15 protein-coding genes and 1 riboswitch are annotated in these 21,288 nt (G+C 75.0%); of the genes, 6 read left to right on the forward strand and 9 right to left on the reverse strand.

Annotated elements, in window-relative coordinates; genetic code table 11:
• Nucleotides 1-83 precede the first annotated feature (83 nt).
• From AB0953_RS21660 to AB0953_RS21675, 4 genes are all read right to left on the reverse strand, one after another.
• Complete coding sequence (locus tag AB0953_RS21660) at nucleotides 84-920, reverse strand: serine protease (RefSeq protein ID WP_366861147.1); 837 nt, start codon at nucleotides 918-920, stop codon at nucleotides 84-86.
• 121 nt (nucleotides 921-1,041) lie between these two features.
• Entirely contained in the window at nucleotides 1,042-1,785 is a 744-nt protein-coding gene (locus AB0953_RS21665; RefSeq protein WP_366861148.1) for a tyrosine-protein phosphatase, read from the reverse strand.
• Nucleotides 1,786-2,023: 238 nt separating this feature from the next.
• Nucleotides 2,024-3,067 carry a tRNA (adenosine(37)-N6)-threonylcarbamoyltransferase complex transferase subunit TsaD gene (gene tsaD / locus AB0953_RS21670; protein ID WP_366861149.1) on the reverse strand — a complete coding sequence of 348 codons (1,044 nt, stop codon included), beginning with the start codon at nucleotides 3,065-3,067 and terminating at the stop codon, nucleotides 2,024-2,026.
• A gap of 99 nt (nucleotides 3,068-3,166) precedes the next feature.
• The gene (locus AB0953_RS21675) at nucleotides 3,167-4,306 is read right to left on the reverse strand and encodes a phosphatidylinositol-specific phospholipase C domain-containing protein (protein WP_366861150.1); all 1,140 of its coding nucleotides are present in this window, start codon (nucleotides 4,304-4,306) and stop codon (nucleotides 3,167-3,169) included.
• Nucleotides 4,307-4,510: 204 nt separating this feature from the next.
• Between AB0953_RS21675 and AB0953_RS21680 the strand changes: the two genes are divergently transcribed.
• The gene (locus AB0953_RS21680; RefSeq protein WP_366861151.1) at nucleotides 4,511-5,479 is read left to right on the forward strand and encodes a serine protease; all 969 of its coding nucleotides are present in this window, start codon (nucleotides 4,511-4,513) and stop codon (nucleotides 5,477-5,479) included.
• 6 nt (nucleotides 5,480-5,485) lie between these two features.
• On the opposite strand, the gene AB0953_RS21685 is transcribed toward AB0953_RS21680, so the two are convergent.
• Nucleotides 5,486-6,883, reverse strand: a complete 1,398-nt coding sequence (locus tag AB0953_RS21685) for an FAD-dependent monooxygenase (protein ID WP_366861152.1) — start codon at nucleotides 6,881-6,883, stop codon at nucleotides 5,486-5,488.
• Nucleotides 6,884-7,085: 202 nt separating this feature from the next.
• The gene (locus AB0953_RS21690; protein WP_366861153.1) at nucleotides 7,086-8,021 is read right to left on the reverse strand and encodes an oxidoreductase; all 936 of its coding nucleotides are present in this window, start codon (nucleotides 8,019-8,021) and stop codon (nucleotides 7,086-7,088) included.
• 142 nt (nucleotides 8,022-8,163) lie between these two features.
• On the opposite strand from AB0953_RS21690, the gene cbiE reads away from it, so the two are divergent.
• From cbiE to AB0953_RS21705, 3 genes are read left to right on the forward strand one after another with little or no spacing between them, the layout of a single operon-like run.
• The gene (cbiE, locus tag AB0953_RS21695) at nucleotides 8,164-9,522 is read left to right on the forward strand and encodes a precorrin-6y C5,15-methyltransferase (decarboxylating) subunit CbiE (protein ID WP_366861154.1); all 1,359 of its coding nucleotides are present in this window, start codon (nucleotides 8,164-8,166) and stop codon (nucleotides 9,520-9,522) included.
• A 2-nt stretch (nucleotides 9,523-9,524) separates the two neighbouring features.
• Nucleotides 9,525-10,274 (forward strand): precorrin-4 C(11)-methyltransferase, encoded by a 750-nt coding sequence (gene cobM / locus AB0953_RS21700; protein WP_366861155.1) that lies wholly within the window; start codon nucleotides 9,525-9,527, stop codon nucleotides 10,272-10,274.
• Nucleotides 10,264-11,076, forward strand: coding sequence for a cobalt-precorrin-6A reductase (locus tag AB0953_RS21705; RefSeq protein ID WP_366861156.1), 813 nt, complete (start codon nucleotides 10,264-10,266; stop codon nucleotides 11,074-11,076). The genes cobM and AB0953_RS21705 overlap by 11 nt, the downstream gene beginning before the upstream one ends.
• A 62-nt stretch (nucleotides 11,077-11,138) precedes the next feature.
• Here the strand turns inward: AB0953_RS21705 and AB0953_RS21710 are convergent, their stop codons facing one another.
• The 3 genes from AB0953_RS21710 to cobG are packed head-to-tail and all read right to left on the reverse strand — an operon-like array spanning nucleotide 11,139 to nucleotide 14,666.
• Nucleotides 11,139-12,701 (reverse strand): precorrin-2 C(20)-methyltransferase, encoded by a 1,563-nt coding sequence (locus AB0953_RS21710; RefSeq protein WP_366861157.1) that lies wholly within the window; start codon nucleotides 12,699-12,701, stop codon nucleotides 11,139-11,141.
• Nucleotides 12,698-13,330, reverse strand: a complete 633-nt coding sequence (locus tag AB0953_RS21715; RefSeq protein ID WP_366861278.1) for a precorrin-8X methylmutase — start codon at nucleotides 13,328-13,330, stop codon at nucleotides 12,698-12,700. The genes AB0953_RS21710 and AB0953_RS21715 overlap by 4 nt, the downstream gene beginning before the upstream one ends.
• Before the next feature lie 19 nt (nucleotides 13,331-13,349).
• Nucleotides 13,350-14,666, reverse strand: coding sequence for a precorrin-3B synthase (gene cobG, locus AB0953_RS21720; protein WP_366861158.1), 1,317 nt, complete (start codon nucleotides 14,664-14,666; stop codon nucleotides 13,350-13,352).
• 404 nt (nucleotides 14,667-15,070) lie between these two features.
• A riboswitch (cobalamin riboswitch) is annotated at nucleotides 15,071-15,149 on the forward strand.
• 53 nt (nucleotides 15,150-15,202) lie between these two features.
• Here cobG and cobN point away from each other — a divergent pair.
• Nucleotides 15,203-18,823, forward strand: coding sequence for a cobaltochelatase subunit CobN (gene cobN / locus AB0953_RS21725; RefSeq protein ID WP_366861159.1), 3,621 nt, complete (start codon nucleotides 15,203-15,205; stop codon nucleotides 18,821-18,823).
• A gap of 242 nt (nucleotides 18,824-19,065) precedes the next feature.
• Nucleotides 19,066-21,273, forward strand: coding sequence for a germacradienol/geosmin synthase (locus tag AB0953_RS21730; protein WP_366861160.1), 2,208 nt, complete (start codon nucleotides 19,066-19,068; stop codon nucleotides 21,271-21,273).
• The last annotated feature ends 15 nt before the right edge of the window (nucleotides 21,274-21,288 follow it).

Consider the following 21,288-nt stretch of genomic DNA (forward strand, 5'->3'; position numbering starts at 1 on the left):
TGCAACGTCGACGCCCTTGTCCGGACCCGCCCGCCCCGCCCGCCGGGAAGGGCGGGCCGGGCGGGCGGGGCGGGCGGGGCGGGTTACGGCTTGGGGAGGGTGCAGGTGGGCAGGGTGAGGTCGATTTTGTTGCCCGTGGTGATGCAGGGGACGATCTGGTAGGTCTCCTGGGCGTAGTTGATGCCCTGGCGGACCGTCACCGTGCCGTTCTCGTCGACCTCGCACGGGTTGTTGTCCGTGCAGCGGCCGCCGTCCTCGTTGCCCGTGTTGTTGACCGCGACGACCTTGCCGGTCGTCGTGTCGATCACCGGGGAGCCGGAGGTTCCGCCGATGGTGTTGCACGACGAGGTGTAGCGGACCGAGTCCTTCCAGGTCCAGGAGCCCTCCTTGAGGCGGTACGCGAACCCGTCGATGTTGCAGCTGTAGGTCCGCTTCCAGTACCCGGAGACCACCTTGATCGCGGTGCCCTGCACCGGGTGGGCGTCGTTCAGGGTGAGGGCGCTGATGCCGTACTGGCTCTGGATCTGGGCGTACGTCTTGGTGAGCTGGTAGATCGAGATGTCCGTGTCGGTCATCGTCGCGTACGCCACCTTGCTCGCCCGCAGCGTGCCCGCCCGCGCGCCCGAGGCGGTGAGCAGCGTGAAGGAGCGGCTGGACGGCTGGTCCTTGATGACCTCGCCCGGGGCCGGGAAGCCCGTCTCCAGGCAGTGCCCGTTGGACAGGACGAGGGCGGGGTCGCCGGGCTGGGAGTTCGGCGTGCGCACGACGGAGCCGGAGCAGTTGCTGAGCGCGACGGTCCCCGCGAAGTTCACGGCGACGGGCGCGGCTGCGCGGTCCTGGGTGGTCGAGGCCGCGGCCGGGGCTGCCGCTGCTCCTAAGAGGAGCAGCGAGAGCATCGCGCCGACGAGAGGCTTGTTCATTGTGGGGGTTCCCCTCTGATGACGAGACGACGAAACAACCGAAGATCCTCCGATTGTCATGTGCATTGTTGGGAGTCGTCTCGCCAACTAGCAAGGGGGATACCCGATTTGATATGCGAGGTCAGTCGAGAAGGCGCTGTCGAAGACGGGTCGTGGTCTGCTCCGTGATGCCCACGTCGTCGGTGAGGTACGCGGCCACCGAGCCGTGGCGTGCGGCCAGGTCGGCGAGGGTCAGGGCCAGGACCGTGGCCGGGGCGCGGCCGTACGAGGGCCAGCGCATGGTGCGTCCCGGGTTGGCGGCGTGCCAGTCGGCCAGCAGGCGCTGCGTGGCCAGCTCGGTGAGCGCGAAGTCGGCCAGGATCTGCTCCTCCGACACCTCCAGGAGGGACAGGACCAGGGCGGCGATGAGGCCGGTGCGGTCCTTGCCCGAGGTGCAGTGGAAGACCGCGGGCCCGGGACCGGCGGCGATGAGCTCGATGACCTGCCGGATCTCCTCGACCCCGTCCTCGGCCACCTCCGCGAAGCGGTCGGCGAGGTAGCGCCACGGGTCGATGTCGGGGTCGATGGCGGCCTGGTCGTACGGGCGGTGCTCGATGCTCAGGTTGGCGTACGTGAACCGGCCGGGCTCCGGGACCCGGCCCTTCGCCTCGATCTCCCACGGGTAGCGCAGGTCGATGACGGTGCGTATGCCGAGGCGGAGGAAGCGCTCCCAGTCCCCGTCCCCGCCCTCGGTCCGAAGCTTGCCCAGGGAGTCGGCCCGGTAGAGCCGGCCCCAGGCGACGGTGCGCCCGTCGGCGGTGCGGTAGCCGCCCAGGTCACGGAAGTTGTGCAGGCGTTGGAAGGGGATGTGGCGCTCTGGGGACAACGGGGGCTCCTTTGCGGGATCTTGAGGCCCCAGGATGCCCGTTGTCGTCCCGCCGGGTGGTCAGAGTTTTCTGGCGAGCGTCAGGCCGTCCGCGAACGGGAGCAGCACCGACTCGACCCGGGGGTCGGTCGATCCGGCGGGCGCCGGCGATCCTGGCGAGCAGGGTGAGGAAGCGGCCCTGCTCGTGCGGTCAGGCCCGCGGTCAGGTCCCGTCCGGTCCGTCCCGGCGGGACCGGCGTCAGGCCGCCACGGGGTGCAGGGCGGCGTACGCGAGCGGCGCCGACGGGTCGACCGTCACGTCGAACGGGGCGGGCTCGGCGCCCGAGCGGACCAGGAGGTCGCCGACGGCGGCGATCATCGCCCCGTTGTCGGTGCACAGCGTCAGCGGCGGCACCCGCAGCTCGATCCCCGCCGAGGCGCAGCGCCGCTGCGCGAGCTCGCGCACCCGGGAGTTGGCGGCGACGCCGCCGACCACCACGAGCGTGCGCACCCCGTACTCCCGGCAGGCGGCGACCGCCTTGCGGGTCAGCACGTCGGCGACGGCCTCCTGGAGGGAGGCGGCGCCGTCTGCGACCGGGAGCGCCCCGCCGCGCCGCCGGTGCTCCTCCGCCCAGCGGGCGGCCGCCGTCTTCAGACCCGAGAAGGAGAAGGCGTGCGCGTCCCGGCCGCCCGCCGCCCGCAGCGGGCGCGGGAAGGCCACCGCCGCCGGGTCGCCCCCGCGGGCGGCACGGTCGATGGCCGGGCCGCCCGGGTAGGGCAGGCCGAAGACCCGGGCCACCTTGTCGAAGCACTCCCCCGCCGCGTCGTCCAGGGTGTCCCCGAGGTGCAGGATCGGCTCGCGTACGAGGTCCCGGACGAGCAGCAGCGAGGTGTGGCCGCCGGAGACGATCAGCACCACGCACGGGTCGGGCAGCGGCCCGTGCTCCAGGGTGTCGGCCGCGACGTGGCCGGCGAGGTGGTGCACCCCGTACAGCGGCACGCCCAGCGCGTACGCGAGGGCCTTGGCCCCGGCCAGTCCGACCTGGAGTGCGCCGGAGAGGCCGGGGCCGGTGGTGACGGCGACCGCGTCGAGGTCGCCGGGCCGCAGGCCGGCCCGGTCCAGGGCCCGGCGGACGACGGGGTCGAAGGCGTGCAGGTGGGCGCGGGCCGCGATCTCGGGGACGACGCCGCCGAAGCGGGCGTGCTCGTCCATGCTGGACGCGACGACGTGCGCGAGCAGGCGGCCGCCCTGCACGATGCCGGCTCCGGTCTCGTCACAGGAGGACTCGATTCCGAGGACCACCGGAAGCCGACGCCGCGTCACACCGCATCACACCCAACCCTTATTGCGAACTGTTCGCAAGAAGGGTACCGGCGTCTCGGTTGCCCCTGACCTCGAGCCCTACTGACCGCGGGGCACCACCGTCGCCAGCACCGAGGGCAGCGGGTACCAGTCCGCGGAGGCGATGGAGGCGTGGTTGCGGGCCATCAGCCGGACCCGGTCCAGGGCCTGGGCCTCGGTCGGGTGGACGCCGTCGATGGCCGGCGCCACGTTGTGGGCGTCGGTGGCGATCAGCAGGTAGTGGTTGCGGTCGTACCAGGAGGTGTCGATGGTGCCGGAGGCGTACGCGCTCGCGTCGCCGTCGAAGACCACGAACCAGGGGCGCAGCGACGCGTCGGCGTAGCGGGCGCGCGGGTCGCCGGCCTCCGCGCGGTGCACGGCGGGGAAGGCGGCGGCCTGGGAGAGCCGGCCCGCGGCCGCGAGGGAGCGCAGGTGGGTGGCGTACTCCCGGTCGGTCCACAGGGTGTCGTTGCTGTTGCCCTCCTCCAGCGTGCCGGGGATCAGTTCGACGAGGAACTTCCCCGCCATGGCGGCCCGGCTCGGCCAGGCGCCGGCGCGGGCGGCGGCGTCCAGGTCGGGGTGGCCCGAGGCGAGCTGGCCGGGGCGGTAGAGGGCGTCGCCGAGCTTGGCGGCCAGGAGGGAGTCGAGTTCGGCGGGACCGCGCCCGAGGTTGGCGGCGAAGCCGTCCTTGAGTTCGAGCTTCAGGACGACCGGGCGGTGGCCCGGGTGGGCGTCGTGCCAGCTGCGGATGTCGGAGAGGCAGCCGGCGAGGTTCTGGTTGCGGGACTTGGTGCGCAGCTGGGCGGGGCTGGTGGCGTTCTCGCAGTTGCTGTCGTTGCCGAAGGGGTTGTCGTGGGAGACCCGCCAGGAGCTGCCGAAGAAGTTGGTCCAGACGTCGAGTTCCAGCATGGCGGCGCCCGAGTCGAGGGCGTCCGCGAAGTAGGTGTACTTGGCCTTGTCGTACGCGTTGTGCACGCCGACGCCGGTCGATCCCGCGTACGGGATGTCCCCCTGCCCCGCCGTCGCCGCCGCGGCCGCAGCGCCCGCCGGGGCGGCCGCGCCCAGCAGGAGCGCCAGGGCGGAGAACCCGGCCGCCGCGGCGCTCGCCGTCCGGAGCCGTGTGCGCACGCCGATCCCCGCCCCCGCGCGGGCCTGCGCCCGCGCCCGCATGCCCCTCGCCATCCACATCCCTGCTGCCATGCCTTCGACTCCTTCGTCCCGCTGCGCCTACTGGTCGGTCACGTGCCAAACCGGCTGGAGACTAGGGCAGTTGGGTGGCGGGGGGAAGGACTGCGGATGACGGTCCGTAGGCTGTGAGGACGGCCACGTTCCGTTGCGGAACTCCCGGCCGGCGGACCCCGTAGAACAGGGCGTCCACCAAGTCAGCGGAAGCGGGAATGCCACATGTCCAGCAAGGGCCCCAGGGGCCACGGGCGATCCATCGGTGTCCGGGTGGCCCTCGGCCTGTGCTGCGCAGCGCTCGCCGGCGGCGCCGCCCTCCTCTGGGAGTTCGGCGGCATCCTGGAGAACCACGCCGACGGGGACCCCGGGGCCGGCAGCTACGTCCAGGACCCGCAGGCCGCCGACCGCGCCGCCGCGGCCCTGCTCGACGGGGTGGTCCGCGAGGTCCCGGCCCCGCCGGTGCAGCATGCGCAGGGCGGCCAGGTCGCCGCCGACTGGAGGAAGGGCGGGTGGCGGCCCTCCGAGCCGCTGGCGGCGCGGACCGTCCCCGCGGAGCCCGCCGTCGGGGCGCTGTTCTCCCCCGGTGAGGACGGGGACGGCGACCACCACTGCTCGGGCGTGGTCGTGCACTCCCCCGGCGGCGACCTCGTCGCCACCGCCGCGCACTGCGTCTACCGGGGCGCCCTGGGCTTCCGCACCAACCTGGCCTTCGTCCCCGGCTACCGCGACGGCGAGGCCCCGTACGGAGTCTGGGTGCCCACCCGGATCGACGTGGACCCCAGCTGGAGCGAGGACCAGGACCCCGACCACGACGTGGCGTTCCTGCGACTGCGCCGCCCCGGCCGGCCCGGCGAGCGGCTGGAGGACACCACGGGCGCCGAGACGATCCGGTTCCGGCCGCAGCTGCCGGCCCCCGCGCGGGTGGTGGGCTATCCGGGCGGGGCGGAGTCGCCCGTGGACTGCTTCAACACCGCCCGCGCCGACGGGCCCACGCAACTGCGGCTGGATTGCGCGGACGTGCCCGACGGCACGAGCGGCGGTCCGGTGCTGACCGACGCCCACACCCTGATCGGCGTGGTCGGCGGCCGGGACGGGGGCGGCGACGAGACCACCTCGTTCAGCAGCTGGTTCGACGACGACATCCGGAAGCTGTACCAGCGGTCCGTCGCCGGCCGGACGTCGTCCCCGTAGCGGCGGTCAGCCCCCGGGCGGGCCGTGGTGGGGCGGGTAGGCGGCGGCCGACGGGTGCGAGGGCAGCCGCCACTTGGACAGCACGCGGATCACCGTGCCCGGGCTCAGCAGGATGTTCGGCGAGGCCGAGAGCGACAACACGCCGAAGAACGGGCGGGAGATCGCCGGGTCGGTGTTGGCCCCCACGATCACCCGTTCCATGTACCGCTGGAGCGCCTTCGTCGCCCGGTCCGGCGGCGGCCCCTCGGTCTGCGGGTACCGCATGTCCTCGCTGGTGGCGATCTGCCAGGCCGTGTCGGCCGCGGCCGCGGTACGGCGCTGGATCCGCCGTGCGGCGCCCGCGATCTCCCGCGGGGCGAGCCCGCGGATCGCCTCGGCCAGGGCCTCGGCGGCCAGGGCCGCCACGCTCATGCCGTGCCCGTACACGGGGTTGAAGCGGCACGCGGCATCGCCCAGGACCACGAACCCGGCCGGCCAGCGGTCGAGCCGCTCGTAGTGGCGCCGCTCGTTCGAGGTGGCGCGGAAGCCGGTCGGCGAGGACAGCGGCTTGGCGTCGCGCAGGGAGTCGTACAGCGCCGGGCTGCGCAGGCTGCGCGCGAAGTCGAGGAACTCCTCCTCCCCGGTCGGCGGCGCGTGCTCGCCGTTGCCGATCAGGGTCGCCAGCCAGCGGCCGTCGCCCAGCGGCACCAGCACCCCTCCGCGCGGGCTGTCGGGGCGGCCCTGGACGTACATGCCGTACCAGCGGCGACCGGGGTCCGGCGGGAGGTCGTAGTAGCGGCTGGAGTAGCCGAGGTGGGAGTCGTACCGGGTGCTCGCCGGGGCCGGGAGGCCGAGCGCGGTCAGCCAGGCCGGCGCCCGGGAGCCGCGGCCGGTCGCGTCGACCACGAACCGGGCGGGCAGCGGGCCGCCCTCGCGCAGGGCGACGCCGGTCACGGTGCGGCCGTCCCCGGTGGCGACGAGCCCGGTCGCCGGGGACCCCGAGCGGATCCGGATCCGGTCGTCGCGCAGCACCTCCCTGCGCAGCGTCCAGTCGATGAGCTCCCGGTGCGCCACCAGGATGCGGGCCCCGGGGACCTGGTCGAACCAGTCGGCGGAGCTGAGCCACAGGAAGTCCCGCGGGGACTCCATCAGGGCCGCCCCGGCCGCGAGCAGTTCGCGGGTGATGCCGGGCAGCAGCGACTCCATCACCTCCAGGCCCCGCGACCACAGCACGTGCACGTGCCGGGACTGCAGGACGCCGCGCCGGAAGGCCGGTCCGCCGTCGGGCAGTTCGTCCCGCTCCACCACGGTCACCCGGGCGAAGCGCTGGGCGAGGACCCGCGCGGCGAGCAGCCCGGCGAGGCCCGCACCGAGTACCACGGCGTGGTCGTCGGCGTCTGGGTGGTTGTCCGTATCGTCGTCCATGGCAGCGAGTCTCCCGTGCCGGCGGGCCCCGGTTCAGGTCCCACCCGGGGCGCCCCGGCGCACCCCGGGGGCGGACGGGCTCACACCAGGGCGCCCGCGGCTCCGCCGGCGGGTGCCGGCCCCCGCGCCTCACACGCCGACGAGGCCGGATGTGCCCACCCCCGGCGTCGAAGGCGGGGGCGCTTCGGTCGGGGGGCAGGGGTCAGGGGGTCAGAGGTGGATAGGTGATGCCGGTCAGTTCTTCGGAGGCGGCCCACAGGCGCCGGGCCGAGGCGTCGTCCCGGGTCCACCTCGCCCGCCAGGACCGCACGGGCGCCCCGCGCCACCCCAGCCGCGGCCCGAAGAACGCGTCGGGCCGGACCCCGGGCGCGGTCGCCGCGTACAGCACCGGCAGCGCGCCCGCGGACGCGGACTGGGCGACGACCGCGTTGCCGAGCTCCAGCAGCCGGGCCGCCGGGCGGCGTCGGCCCTCCTGCCGTGCGGCCCCGGCGTGCAGGTTGGTGGCGGCGTAGCCGGGGTGCGCGCTCGCCGCGACCACGGGGGAGCCGGCGGCGGCGAGCCGCCGGGCCAGCTCGTGGGTGAACAGCAGGTTGGCGGTCTTGGAGCGCCCGTACGCGGTCCACCGGCGGTACTCCCGCTCGCTGCCGAGGTCGTCGTGGTCGACGTCGCCGAGGGCGTGGAAGGTGCTGGATACGGTCACCACCCGGGCCCCGGGCGCGGCGGCCGCCAGCTGCGGCAGGAGCAGGCCCGTCAGCGCGAAGTGGCCGAGGTGGTTGACGCCGAACTGGGTCTCGAACCCGTCCGCGGTGCGCCCGTACGGCAGGGCCATCACGCCCGCGTTGTTCACCAGCAGGTCCAGCGCGGGGCGGCGGCGGGCGAAGGCCTGCGCGAACTCCCTTACCGAGCCCAGGTCGGCCAGGTCCAGGGGGGCGAACTCCACCTCGGCGCCGGGGACCTCCGCGCGCAGCCGGATCGCGGCGGCGTGGCCGCGCGCGGCGCTGCGGCAGGCCAGGACCACCTCCGCGCCGCGGCGGGCGAGTTCCCGCGCGGTCGCGTAGCCGATCCCGCTGTTGGCGCCGGTCACGACGGCGGTGCGGCCGCTCTGATCGGGGACGTCCTGGGCACTCCAGCCGGGCATGTCAGCTCCCTCGCAAGCTCACAACGGTGGGTTACCGAGGGTAGCCCCCTGGTGGGCGGGGGCGGAACCGTGGGTCTTCCGGCCGACCAGTAGGCTGCGGGTCCGCCCCTCCCCCGCCCCGAAGCACCGAGGTATCCGCGCCGTGAGCTCCGCACCGCCCCCCTTCCCCGTGACGGTCGTCGGCCTCGGCGCCGACGGCTGGGCCGGGCTCACCGGCGCCGCGCGCGCCGCCCTGGCCTCGGCCGAGGTCCTGATCGGCGGGCCCCGGCAGTTGGACCTGCTGCCCTCCGCGGAGTGCGGCGGCGAGCGCGTGCCCTGGCCGAGCCCGCTGCGCCCGGCGGTGCCGCGGCTGACGGCCGAGCACGCAGGCCGCCGGATCGCCGTGCTCGCCAGCGGGGACCCCATGTTCTACGGGATCGGCCGCGCCCTGTCCGAGGAACTCGGCCCGCAGGCCCTGCTGGTGCACCCGCACCCCTCGTCGGTCTCGTACGCCTGCGCCCGGCTGGGCTGGCCGGTGGAGGACACCGAGGTGGTCACGGTGGTCGGCCGGCCGGTGGCCCGGCTCGCCGCGGCCCTGCACGACGGGCGCCGGGTGCTGGTGCTCAGTGCCGGCGCGGCCTCCCCCGGCGAGATCGCCGCCCTGCTGCGCGAGCGCGGGTTCGGCCCGAGCCGGATGCGGGTGCTGGAGCAGCTCGGCTCCGAGCGCGAGGACGCCTTCGAGGGCACCGCCGACACCTGGGAGCACCCGCCCGGCGACCCGCTGAACGTGGTGGCCGTCGACTGCCGCCGCGACCCTGCCGCCGGTGTGCCGCGCCTGGGCGCCACCCCCGGGCTGCCGGACGCCGCGTACGAGCACAACGGCCAGCTGACCAAGCGCCACGTGCGCGCCGCGACCCTGTGCGCCCTCGCCCCGGCCCCCGGTGAGCTGCTGTGGGACATCGGCGGCGGCTCAGGCTCCATCGGCATCGAGTGGATGCGGACCCACCCGTCCTGCAGGGCCGTCTCCGTCGAGCGCGTACCGGACCGGGCGGAGCGCATCACCCGCAACGCGGCTGCGCTCGGCGTGCCCGGCCTGCGCGTGGTGACCGGCGCGGCCCCCGCGGCGCTGGCCGGACTCCCGGTCCCCGACGCGGTGTTCATCGGCGGCGGGCTGACCGTGCCGGGCGTCCTGGACGCGGCCTGGGAGGCCCTGGCCCCCGGCGGCCGGCTCGTCGTCAACGCGGTGACGCTGGAGTCGGAGGCGGTCGTCACCGAGCACTACCGGCGCCACGGCGGCGAACTGGTCAAGCTCGCCGTCGCGCACGCCGTGCCGGTGGGCGGCTTCACGGGCTGGCGGCAGGCGATGCCGGTGACCCAGTGGTCCGTCACCAAGCCCCGGCCGGAGCGGCCGGACACCGCGGCCCCCCACCACCGCGCCGCAGCCGCTACCGCTACCGCTACCGCAGCCGTCACCGCCGACACCGGCAACACCGGCAACACCGCCAACGAGAGGGATCTGTAGAGATGACCGTGTACTTCATCGGCGCGGGCCCCGGCGCCGCCGACCTGATCACGGTGCGCGGGGCGCGGACGCTGGCCGCCGCCCCCGTCTGCCTGTACGCGGGCAGCCTCGTCCCGCGGGAGCTGCTGGCCGAGTGCCCGCCGGACGCCCGCCTGGTCGACACCTCGCAGCTGAACCTCGACCAGATCATCGCCGAGTGCGTACGGGCCCACGAGGCGGGCCGGGACGTGGCGCGGCTGCACTCGGGCGACCCGTCGATCTTCAGCGCGGTCGCGGAGCAGATGCGGCGCCTGGATGCGGCCGGCATCCCGTACGAGGTGGTCCCGGGCGTTCCGGCGTTCGCCGCGGCGGCGGCCTCGCTGAAGCGGGAGCTGACCGTCCCCACCGTCGGCCAGACCGTCATCCTGACCCGGATCGCCCAGCAGGCCACGCCGATGCCGCCCGGCGAGGACCTGGCCACGCTCGGCCGCAGCGGCGCGCTGCTGGTGCTGCACCTGGCCACGCGCTACGTGGACCGGGTCGTGGACGAACTGCTGCCGCACTACGGGGCCGACTGCCCGGTGGCGGTGGTGGCGATGGCCAGCCGCCCCGACGAGCTGATCCTGCGCGGCACGCTGGCCGACATCGCGGGCCAGGTGAAGGAGGCGGGGCTCGTCCGTACGGCGGTCATCGTGGTGGGCCGCACGCTCGGCGCGGAGCAGTTCCGCGACAGCCACCTGTACTCGCCGGAGCGCGACCGGCATGTCTGCTGAACCGGCTGCCGCCGGGCGGCCGGCCCCCGCAGCGGGGCCGGCGCACGTCCTGATCCTGGGCGGCACCACGGAGGCCCGCCGCCTCGCGGAGGCCCTGGCGGCGGGGCCCGACGGCGGCGAACCCCGCCCCGGCTGCGCCCCGTACAGGGTGACCACCTCCCTCGCCGGGCGCGTGGCCTCCCCCGTGCTGCCCCCGGGCGAGACCCGGATCGGCGGCTTCGGCGGGCCGGAGGGGCTCGCGGCCTGGATCTCCGCCCACGCGGTCACCCACCTGGTGGACGCCACGCACCCCTTCGCGGAGCGGATGAGCTTCAACGCCGCCCGGGCGGCCGCCCTGTCGCGGGTGCCGCTGCTGGCGCTGCGCCGGCCCGGCTGGACCCCCGGTCCCGGGGACGACTGGACCTTCGCGGCCGACCTGGACGCGGCGGCGGCGCTGCTGCCCGGGCTCGGCCGCCGGGTCTTCCTGACCACCGGGCGCACGGGGCTGCACGCCTTCGCGCACCTGGCCGAGCCGTGGTTCCTGGTCCGCTCCGTGGACCCGCCGGCCGCGCCCGTGCCGCCGCGCCTGGAAGTCCTGCTCGCCCGCGGCCCGTTCGGCCTCGACGACGAGCGGGAGCTGCTGGCCCGGCACCGGATCGACCTCCTGGTCACCAAGGACAGCGGCGGCTCGGCCACCGCCCCGAAGCTGACCGCGGCCCGCGAGGCCGGCGTCCCGGTCCTCGTGGTGAACCGGCCGCCGGTCCCGCCCGGGATCCCGCTGGCGGAGTCCGTCCCGGCCGCACTGGACTGGCTGGCCCCTTAGGCCGTGGCCGCCGGCGCCGAGGGGGGCGGGCCTGCCGCCCCCCTCGGCGCCGCTTCCCGCCCCTATCCGTAACGCCGCGGCGTCCAGGTGATGCGGGTGCCGTCACCGCGTTCGGTGATCTGCGTCTGCGAGGAGCCGACCAGCAGGATCGTGCGCATGTCGACCTCGGACGGCTCCAGCGCGGCCAGCGTCAGCACGCGCACCGACTGCTCGGGGCCGCCGACGTCGCGGGCGACCACCACCGGCGTGTCCGCGCCGCGCAGTTCCAGCAGCAGGTCGCGGGCCTGCCCCACCTGCCAGGTCCGGCTGCGCGAGCCGGGGTTGTACAGGGCGAGGACCAGGTCCGCGGCCGAGGCCGCGCGCAGGCGCTCCGCTATGACCTCCCACGGCTTGAGGCGGTCCGACAGCGAGATCGTCGCGTAGTCGTGGCCCAGCGGGGCGCCGGCCGCGGCGGCCGCCGCGTTCGCCGCCGTCACGCCCGGCAGGACCCGTACCGGAACGTCCTTGTACGCGTCCTGCCCGGCGACCTCCAGTACGGCCGTCGCCATGGCGAAGACGCCCGGGTCCCCGCCGGAGACGACCGCGACGCGCTTGCCGCGCCGGGCGAGGTCGAGGGCGAACTCGGCGCGCTCCGACTCGACCTTGTTGTCCGAGCCGTGCCGGACCTGGCCCGGCCGGACCGGGACCCGGTCCAGGTAGGTGGTGTAGCCGACGAGGACCTCCGCGTCGGCCAGCGCCCGCTTCGTCTCCGGGGTCAGCCACAGCGGGCCGGCCGGGCCGGTGCCGACGACCGCCACCTCGCCGGGCCCGGCCGGCTTGGCGCCCGGGTTGCCGATCCGGCTCGGGACGACCGCCACCGAGAAGTACGGCACCGACTCCGGGTCGATGTCCGCCAGGCGGCCGGTCCGCTCGCCGGCCATGGTCGCGCGTTCGACGTAACGGGCCTCCGCCAGCCGCCCGGAGGACTCCATCGCCCGCCGTACGGCCGGGAAGGTGCGGCCGAGCTTCATCACGACCGCCGAGTCGGTGGCGGCCAGGCGGGCGGTGAGCTCCTCCTCGGGCAGGGTGCCGGGCAGGATGGTCAGCACCTCTTCGCCCTCCACCAGCGGAGTGCCGAGGCGGGCCGCGGCCGCGCTGACGGAGGTGACGCCGGGGACCACTTCGGCCTCGTAGCGGTCGGCCAGCCGCTTGTGCATGTGCATGTACGAGCCGTAGAAGAGCGGGTCGCCCTCCGCGAGCACGGCGACGGTGCGGCCGGCGTCCAGGTGGGCGGCCAGGCGGGCGGCCGAGGCTTCGTAGAACTCCTCCATCGCGCCCTGGTAGCCGCCCGGGTGGTCGGTGGTCTCGGTGGTGACCGGGTAGACCAGCGGCTCCTCGATGTGGTCGGCGCGCAGGTGCTTGGCGGCGATCGAGCGGGCGATGGAACGGCCGTGGCGGGCGCTGTGGTAGGCGACGACCTCGGCCTCGGCGATCACCTCGACGGCCCGCAGGGTCATCAGTGACGGGTCGCCCGGGCCGAGTCCGACCCCGTAGAGGCGGCCCTTGGCCGGTGCGGCGGCGCTGCCGGTGCCGGTGCTGCTGCTGGTGCTGCTGCTGGTGCTGCTGCTGGTGCTGCTGGTGCTCATTCTTCCTCGCTCGCGATCGCGTTGAGGGCGGCGGCCGCGATGGCGCTGCCGCCGCGGCGGCCGCGCACGATCAGGTGGTCGAGGCCCGAGGGGTGGGCGGCGAGCGCGTCCTTGGACTCGGCGGCGCCGATGAAGCCGACGGGGACGCCGATGACGGCTGCCGGGCGCGGAGCGCCCTCCTCGATCATCTCCAGCAGCCGGAACAGGGCGGTCGGCGCATTGCCGACGGCGATGACGGAGCCCTCCAGCAGACCGCGGTCGCGCCAGACCTCCAGGGCGGCGGCGCTGCGGGTGGTGCCCAGCTTCGCGGCGAGCGCGGGGACGGCCGGGTCGGAGAGGGTGCAGACCACCTCGTTGTCGGCGGGCAGCCGCTTGCGGGTGACGCCGCTGGCGACCATCTGCACGTCGCAGAGGATGGGCGCGCCGGCGTGGAGGGCGGCGCGGGCGTTCAGGACGACGTCCGGGGTGTAGCCGAGGTCCTGGGGCAGGTCGGTCATTCCGCAGGCGTGAATCATGCGCACCGCGACCTGTGCGACGGAGGCGGGCAGCCCGGAGAGGTCCGCCTCGGCGCGGATCGTGGCAAAGGACTGGCGGTAGATCGCGGCGCCGTCCTTCTCGTACTCGAACACGGTGTACTCGCTCATTTCTTCACTGCGTCGGGGGTGGTGTGGTGGTGCGTGGACGTCGTGCGGCCGTGAGGGCGGCCGCCAGGCCGGCGTGCGGGACCGGCGCGGGCGCCGGCAGCCCGGGGGCGCAGAGCTCGTACCCGTCCGGGGTGGCGACCAGGTCGACCCAGGCGGTGCCGCGCGGATGCCCGCAGCGGCGGGCGCACCCGGACCAGTGCACGGGCAGGCCGCCGGCGGTGGGCCCCGCCGCCTCCACGACGGCCCGTGCGTCGGCGCGTACGTCGGCCAGCGCCTTGGCGCAACCGGGTCGGCCCGTACAGGCCGTGACGGACTGCCAGGGGCTGTCGGGGGCGACGACCAGGCCGGCGGCCTCGATGCGGGCGTAGCCGTCGACGGGCCCGCGGGTGCTCGCGCCCGGCAGGACGATGCTGCGCCACGGGGTGACGCGCAGCTCGCCGTCGCCGGCGTCGGCGACCTGGACCAGGACCCGCCACTGGTCGCTGCTCAGCCGACCGAGCGGGGGCAGGACGCACAGGGCGGTCCGCTCTCCGGCGCCGCCGGGCCCCCGGGGCGCGGGCGGCGCCGCGTACGGCCAGGCCACCTCGGGCCGGTGGGCCGCCGCGATCCCGGCGGCGGCCAGGCGGCGGACCAACTCGGCCGCCTGCGGGGCGTGTTCGTCCGGCAGCTCGGCGACCCGCCAGGCCCGGGTGCCGGCGGCGTCGGCGGTGTCGAGGAAGTACTCGGCGGCCAGCAGCGCGGCGTGCGGCGCGTCGGCATCGGCGTCGGCGAGTTCGACGGCGTCGCCGGCCGCGCCGAGGCGGAGCAGCGCGCGGCCGTCCGTGCCGGCGAGGACGGTCACGTCGGGTTCGAGCGCGGCCACGTCGCCGCGGCCCTCGTCGAGGGCGAACAGGAACCGCCCCGACAGGGCCGTCGCGCGGGTGCTGGCGCAGAGCAGCCGGTCCAGCTCCCGGACCCAGCGCACGACGCGGTCCGCGGCCATCGGGCTGGCCACGATGTTGCGCACCCGCTCGTGGCTCGGCGCGGGCAGGAGGCCCGCGCCGTCGAGGAGGCTCGCGAGGCCGGCCCCGCAGCCGTCGGCGAGGCCGCGCAGCTGGACGTTGCCGCGCGAGGTGAGTTCCAGGTGCCCGTCGCCGAACCGGTCGGCGGCCAGGGCCAGGACGGAGGCCTGGCGGGCGGTCAGCAGCCCGCCGGGGATCCGGACGCGCGCCAGGTGCCCGTCGTCGGCGGCGTGCAGCCGCAGGGCGCCGGGGCAGGCGTCGCCGCGGTCGCGTATGACGGGTTCGTCCCGCGATGCGGCGGTAGGTGGCTGGGGCGGCATGGCCGCGAGCATACCCACGATTGACCGCCCCCGACCTGTGTCCGTCGCCACCCCGGGTCGGTCCCCGCGGGGTTCGGGGGATCCGGCTCGCCGGGCACCGGGCTCCGCCCGGACCTGCGCCTCAGTCGCCGGCGAGGCTGAATTCGCCGGACCCCCGTCCCAGGCATCGGCAGAGCCGGTCGGCCTTCTGGGGCTCCGCCCCAGACCCCGCGCCCCAAACGCCGACGAGGCCGGTTTTGCCGGACCTCGGCTTCGCAAGCCGGGCGGGGGGCGGAGTGGGGGGGGCGGCGGCTCCGGCGCATGGGCGGCCGCCGCCCACCCCGCCTCCCGGCCAGGGCAAAGGCCACCTAAGATGACCCCCGGCGTGCCACTCGGCCCGCTCATCGCCGAGGACGGCGACATGGGAGGAAGCCCGGTGCGAATCCGGCGCGGTCCCGCCACTGTGAGCCCGGCAGCGCCATCCGCCGGGTGAGCCAGGAACTCCCGCCGTCCTCACTGCCCGGGGCGCGGAAACCCCGAGGAAGGCCTGCCGCCGCATGATCCTGCTGCTGTCGACGTCCGACACCGATCTGCTCAGCGCCCGCGCCGCCGCGAACGGCCCCGTGCCGTACCGGTTCGCGAACCCCTCCCGCCTTCCCCTCGACGACCTCCCGGGCCTCCTCGAGGGCGTCGACCTCGTCGTCGTCCGCCTCCTCGGCGGCCTGCGCGCCTGGCAGGACGGCCTGGACCTGCTGCTGGCGCCCGATCAGACCCGCCCGGTCGTCGTGCTCACCGGCGAACAGGCCCCCGACGCCCAGCTGATGGAGGCCTCCACGGTCCCCATCGGCATCGCGGCCGAGGCGCACGCCTACCTCGCGCACGGCGGCCCGGCCAACCTGGACCAGCTGGCCCGGTTCCTGTCCGACACGGTGCTGCTGACCGGCCACGGCTTCGAGCCGCCCGCCGCCGCCCCGACCTGGGGCGCGCTGGAGCGCCCGGAGCCCGCGGCCGCCGCGGCCGGCGCCCCGCGCATCGCCGTGCTCTACTACCGGGCCCACCAGATGAGCGGCAACACCGCCTTCGTGCACGCCCTGTGCGACGCGATCGAGGCGGCCGGCGCCGTGCCCATGCCGCTGTACGTGTCCTCGCTGCGCACCCCGGAGCCGGAGCTGCTGCGCGAACTGGAGGCGGCGGACGCGGTGGTGACCACCGTCCTCGCGGCCGGCGGCACCCGCCCCGCGACCGCCTCCGCCGGCGGCGACGACGAGTCCTGGGACGCGGGCGCGCTCGCCGCGCTCGGCGTTCCGGTGCTGCAGGCCCTGTGCCTGACCGGCTCCCGCACCGCCTGGGAGGAGAACGACGAGGGCCTGTCCCCGCTGGACGCGGCGACCCAGGTCGCCGTGCCCGAGTTCGACGGCCGCCTGATCACCGTCCCGTTCTCCTTCAAGGAGTTCGACGAGGACGGCCTGCCCGCGTACGTGGCCGACCCCGAGCGCGCCGCCCGGGTCGCCGGGATCGCCGTACGCCACGCCCGGCTTCGGCACATCGCCCGCGGCGACAAGAAGCTCGCCCTGGTGCTCTCCGCGTACCCGACCAAGCACTCCCGCATCGGCAACGCGGTGGGCCTGGACACCCCCGCCAGCGCCGTGGAGCTGCTGCGCACCCTCATCGACGCCGGCTACGACTTCGGGCCCGCCGAGGAGATCCCGGGCCTGGTATCGGGCGACGGCGACGAGCTGATCCGCGCCCTGATCGAGGCCGGCGGCCACGACCAGGACTGGCTGACCGAGGAGCAGCTCGCCCGCAATCCGGTCCGCATCCCCGCCGCCGACTACAAGCGCTGGTACGCCCAACTCCCGGCGGAGCTGCGCGAGCAGGTCGAGGAGCACTGGGGCGAGGCCCCCGGCAGCATGTTCGTGGACCGCTCGGCCAACCCCGAGGGCGACATCGTGCTGGCGGCCCTGCGCCGCGGGAACCTGCTCATCCTCATCCAGCCGCCGCGCGGCTTCGGCGAGAACCCGATCGCGATCTACCACGACCCGGACCTGCCGCCGTCGCACCACTACCTGGCCGCGTACCGGTGGATCCAGGCGGCGGCCGAGGACGGCGGCTTCGGCGCCGACGCGATGATCCACCTGGGCAAGCACGGCAACCTGGAGTGGCTGCCCGGCAAGAACGCGGGCCTGTCCGCGGCCTGCGCGCCCGACGCCGCGCTCGGCGACCTGCCCCTGATCTACCCGTTCCTGGTGAACGACCCGGGCGAGGGCACCCAGGCCAAGCGGCGCGTCCACGCCACGCTGGTGGACCACCTGGTGCCCCCGATGGCGCGCGCCGAGTCGTACGGGGACATTGCGCGCCTGGAACAGCACCTCGACGAGTACGCGCAGATCTCCTCGATGGACCCGGCGAAGCTGCCGGCGATCCGCGCGCAGATCTGGACCCTGATCCAGGCCGCGAAGCTCGACCACGACCTGGGCCTGGAGGAGCGCCCGGACGACGACGGCTTCGACGACTTCCTGCTGCACGTCGACGGCTGGCTGTGCGAGGTCAAGGACGCCCAGATCCGCGACGGCCTGCACGTGCTGGGCGGCGCCCCGACCGGCGAGGCCCGCGTCAACCTGGTCCTGGCGATCCTGCGCGCCCGCCAGATCTGGGGCGGTACGACGGCCCTGCCCGGCCTGCGCGAGGCGCTCGGACTGGACGAGTCCGCGGCCACCCGTACCTCGGCCGACGAGGCGGAGGCCACGGCGCGGGCGCTGGTGCAGGCGATGGAGGACGCCGGCTGGGAGCCGGCCGCGGCGGCGTCCGTCGCCTCCGGGCACCCGGCGGACGTGGCGGCCGTCCTGGACTTCGCGGCCCGCGAGGTCGTGCCCCGCCTGGCGGGCACGACCGACGAGATCGCGCACGTGGTGGACGCGCTGGACGGGAAGTTCGTCCCGGCGGGCCCCTCCGGCTCCCCGCTGCGCGGCCTGGTCAACGTGCTGCCGACGGGCCGCAACTTCTACTCGGTGGACCCCAAGGCGGTTCCCTCGCGCCTGGCGTGGGAGACCGGCCAGGCCCTGGCCGACTCGCTGCTGACCCGCTACCGCACCGACAACGGCGAGTGGCCGGCCTCGGTGGGCCTGTCGCTGTGGGGCACGAGCGCGATGCGCACGGCGGGCGACGACGTCGCCGAGGCCCTGGCCCTGCTGGGCGTGCGCCCGGTGTGGGACGAGGCCTCGCGCCGGGTCACGGGCCTGGAGCCGATCCCGCTGGACGAGCTGGGCCGTCCCCGCATCGACGTCACCCTGCGCATCTCCGGCTTCTTCCGGGACGCCTTCCCGCACGTGATCGGCCTGCTGGACGACGCGGTGCGGCTGGTGGCCGGGCTGGAGGAGCCGGCGGAGCAGAACTTCGTCCGGGCCCACGCCCAGGCGGACCTGGCCGAGCACGGCGACGAGCGGCGCGCGACGACCCGCATCTTCGGCTCGCGCCCGGGCACCTACGGCGCGGGCATCCTGCAGCTGATCGACTCGCGCGACTGGCGCACCGACGCCGACCTCGCGGAGGTCTACACGGTGTGGGGCGGGTACGCGTACGGCCGCGGCCTGGAGGGCCGCCCGGCGCGGGCCGAGATGGAGTCGGCGTACAAGCGCATCACGGTCGCGGCGAAGAACACCGACACCCGTGAGCACGACATCGCCGACTCGGACGACTACTTCCAGTACCACGGCGGCATGGTGGCGACGGTGCGCGCGCTGCGGGGCACGGCCCCGGAGGCGTACATCGGCGACTCCACCCGCCCGGAGACGGTCAGGACCCGCACCCTCGTCGAGGAGACCAGCCGCGTCTTCCGCGCCCGCGTGGTGAACCCGAAGTGGATCGAGGCGATGCGCCGCCACGGCTACAAGGGCGCCTTCGAACTGGCGGCGACCGTGGACTACCTCTTCGGCTACGACGCCACGACGGGCGTGGTGGCCGACTGGATGTACGACAAGCTGACGGAAGCCTACGTCCTGGACCCGGAGAACCGCGCCTTCCTGGAGGAGGCCAACCCGTGGGCCCTGCACGGCATCGCCGAGCGGCTGCTGGAGGCGGAGTCCCGCGGCATGTGGGAGAAGCCGGACCCGCAGGTCCTGGAGGCCCTGCGCCAGGTCTACCTGGACACCGAGGGCAACCTGGAGGCCGACGGGGACTGACCCCGCCCCTCGCGCGGCGTCCCCGCACGGCGTCCGCCCGCAGCGCCCACCCGCACGGCGCCCCGCCCGTCCTGCGCGACGGGCGGGGCGCCGTCGGCGTCGTCGCCACCGCGGTTCCGTCACCTGATGCGGTGAACTCTTGCCCGTACGGGGGCGGTCGGGGACGGGGCAGTGCTGATCTCGTGCGGGAGGCGTGCAGAAACGAGCCTCCCGCACCTTCGGACGGAAAGGCCCCACCCGCCGTGACCCAGCCGTTTCACCTGCCGGACTTCTACGTGCCCCACCCTGCGCGACTGAACCCGCACCTGGAGGCCGCCAGAACGCACACCCGGCGGTGGGCCCGCTCCTTCGGGATGCTGGAGGGTTCCGGCGTCTGGGAGCAGGAGGACCTGGACGCCCACGACTACGCGCTGCTGTGCTCCTACACCCATCCCGACTGCGACGGCGCCACCCTGGACCTGATCACCGACTGGTACGTGTGGGTGTTCTTCTTCGACGACCACTTCCTGGAGGTCTACAAGCGCACCCAGGACCGCGAGGGCGCGCGCCGCTACCTCGACGGACTGGCCGCGTTCATGCCGATGGACCTGGCCGACGGCTTTCCCGAGCCGGCCAACCCGGTCGAGGCCGGGCTGAAGGACCTGTGGTCGCGGACCGTGCCGGCGATGTCGATGGACTGGCGGGAACGATTCTCCGAGTCGACCCGGAACCTCCTCAACGAGTCCATGTGGGAACTGCACAACATCAACATCGGCCGGGTGGCCAACCCGCTGGAGTACATCGAGATGCGCCGCAAGGTCGGCGGCGCCCCCTGGTCCGCCGGGCTCGTGGAGTACGCCGCCGCCGAGGTGCCGGCCCGGGTGGCCGGCGCCCGCCCGCTGCAGGTGCTGCGCGACTCCTTCTCCGACGCGGTGCACATCCGCAACGACCTCTTCTCGTACCAGCGAGAGGTGGAGCAGGAGGGCGAACTGTCCAACGCCGTGCTGGTGCTGGAGACCTTCCTCGGCTGCACCACCCAGGAGGCCGCCGACCTGTCGAACGACCTGCTGACCTCGCGGCTCCAGCAGTTCGAGCACACGGCCCTCGCCGAGGTCCCGGCGATGGCCGCGCAGCAGGGCCTGCGCCCCGAGGAGACGGCCGCGGTGCTGGCGTACGCCAAGGGCCTGCAGGACTGGCAGTCCGGCGGCCACGAGTGGCACCTGGTCTCCAGCCGCTACATGAACCAGGGCGCGCGGGGCGGTGCGGCGGCGGCCGCACCGCTCACGCTGCCGTTCCTGCCGAGCGGGCTCGGCACCGCAGCCGTCCACTGGCGCTCGGCGTTCACCCCGCGCTCCGTGGAGCTGCGCCGGCGCTCCTTCACGCACGTGCCGTTCGAGAAGGTGGGCCCCTCGCTGCTGCCCGACTTCCACATGCCGTTCCCGCTCGCGCTCAGCCCGCACCTGGACCGGGTGCGCCGGGAACTGCTGCGCTGGTGCCGGGACTCGGGGCTGCTCCGGCCGCAGCCCGGCGACCCCGGTTCGGCCCTCTGGACCGAGGCCGAGCTGATCGGGTACGACTTCGCGCTGTGCTCGGCGGGCATCGACCCCGACGCCACGCCGGAGCAACTGGCCCTCAGCGCACAGTGGCTCGCGTGGGGGACGTACGCCGACGACTACTACCCCGGGGTGTTCGGCGCCACGAGGTCCCCGGCCGCCGCCCGTGCCGCGACGGACCGGCTGCTCGCCATGGTCCCGGTCCGCCCGGAGGAGGCGGGCGAGCCGGCCACCGTCATGGAGCGCACCCTGAAGGACCTGTGGGCCAGGACGGTGGCCGACATGCCGGTGCCTTCCCGGGAGGAGTTCCGCACCCACCTCGCCCACATGCTGGAGAGCTGGGTCTGGGAGATCGACAACACGGCGCTGAACCGGATCCCCGACCCGGTGGACTACGCCGACATGCGGCGGCACACCTTCGGCAGCCGGATGACGATGTACCTGGCCCGGCTCGGCCACGGGGACGACGGCGTCCCGCCGGAGATCCACCGGGACGGGGTGATGCGCTCGCTGGAGAGCTCGGCCGCCGACGTCGGGGCCCTCATCAACGACCTCTTCTCGTACCAGAAGGAGATCGAGGTCGAGGGCGAGGTGCACAACTACCTGCTGGTGACCCGGAACTTCTTCGACATCGGCTACGCGCAGTCGTTCGGGATCGTCTCGGACCTCCTGGAGCGGCGCACGCGGGAGTTCGAGCACATCAGGGACCACCAGCTGCCGCTGCTGTACGAGGACCGGGGGCTGGACTCCCGGGCGCGGGCCGGCGTGGCCGCGTACGTACGCGAACTGGAGGACTGGATGGCGGGCCTCCTGCACTGGCACCGCAACACCCGCCGCTACCGCGACGAGGACCTCCACCCGAGGCCGACGTCCCTGACCCCCGGCATGTCCCCGGCCCGCCTCTGCCTGCCCACCTGATCAGGACCCCCGCGG

Source organism: Streptomyces sp. NPDC046866 (genome assembly GCF_040704625.1).
In the GTDB taxonomy this organism is placed as follows: Bacteria; Actinomycetota; Actinomycetes; order Streptomycetales; family Streptomycetaceae; genus Streptomyces.

Coding starts and splice junctions, on each gene's coding strand:
- cobG (WP_366861158.1), bottom strand. CDS start 14,666: ATGCCGCCCCAGCCACCTACCGCCGCATCGCGGGACGAACCCGTCATA.
- AB0953_RS21660 (WP_366861147.1), bottom strand. CDS start 920: ATGAACAAGCCTCTCGTCGGCGCGATGCTCTCGCTGCTCCTCTTAGGA.
- AB0953_RS21705 (WP_366861156.1), top strand. CDS start 10,264: ATGTCTGCTGAACCGGCTGCCGCCGGGCGGCCGGCCCCCGCAGCGGGG.
- cobN (WP_366861159.1), top strand. CDS start 15,203: ATGATCCTGCTGCTGTCGACGTCCGACACCGATCTGCTCAGCGCCCGC.
- AB0953_RS21680 (WP_366861151.1), top strand. CDS start 4,511: ATGTCCAGCAAGGGCCCCAGGGGCCACGGGCGATCCATCGGTGTCCGG.
- cobM (WP_366861155.1), top strand. CDS start 9,525: ATGACCGTGTACTTCATCGGCGCGGGCCCCGGCGCCGCCGACCTGATC.
- AB0953_RS21690 (WP_366861153.1), bottom strand. CDS start 8,021: ATGCCCGGCTGGAGTGCCCAGGACGTCCCCGATCAGAGCGGCCGCACC.
- AB0953_RS21685 (WP_366861152.1), bottom strand. CDS start 6,883: ATGGACGACGATACGGACAACCACCCAGACGCCGACGACCACGCCGTG.
- AB0953_RS21675 (WP_366861150.1), bottom strand. CDS start 4,306: ATGGCAGCAGGGATGTGGATGGCGAGGGGCATGCGGGCGCGGGCGCAG.
- AB0953_RS21710 (WP_366861157.1), bottom strand. CDS start 12,701: ATGAGCACCAGCAGCACCAGCAGCAGCACCAGCAGCAGCACCAGCAGC.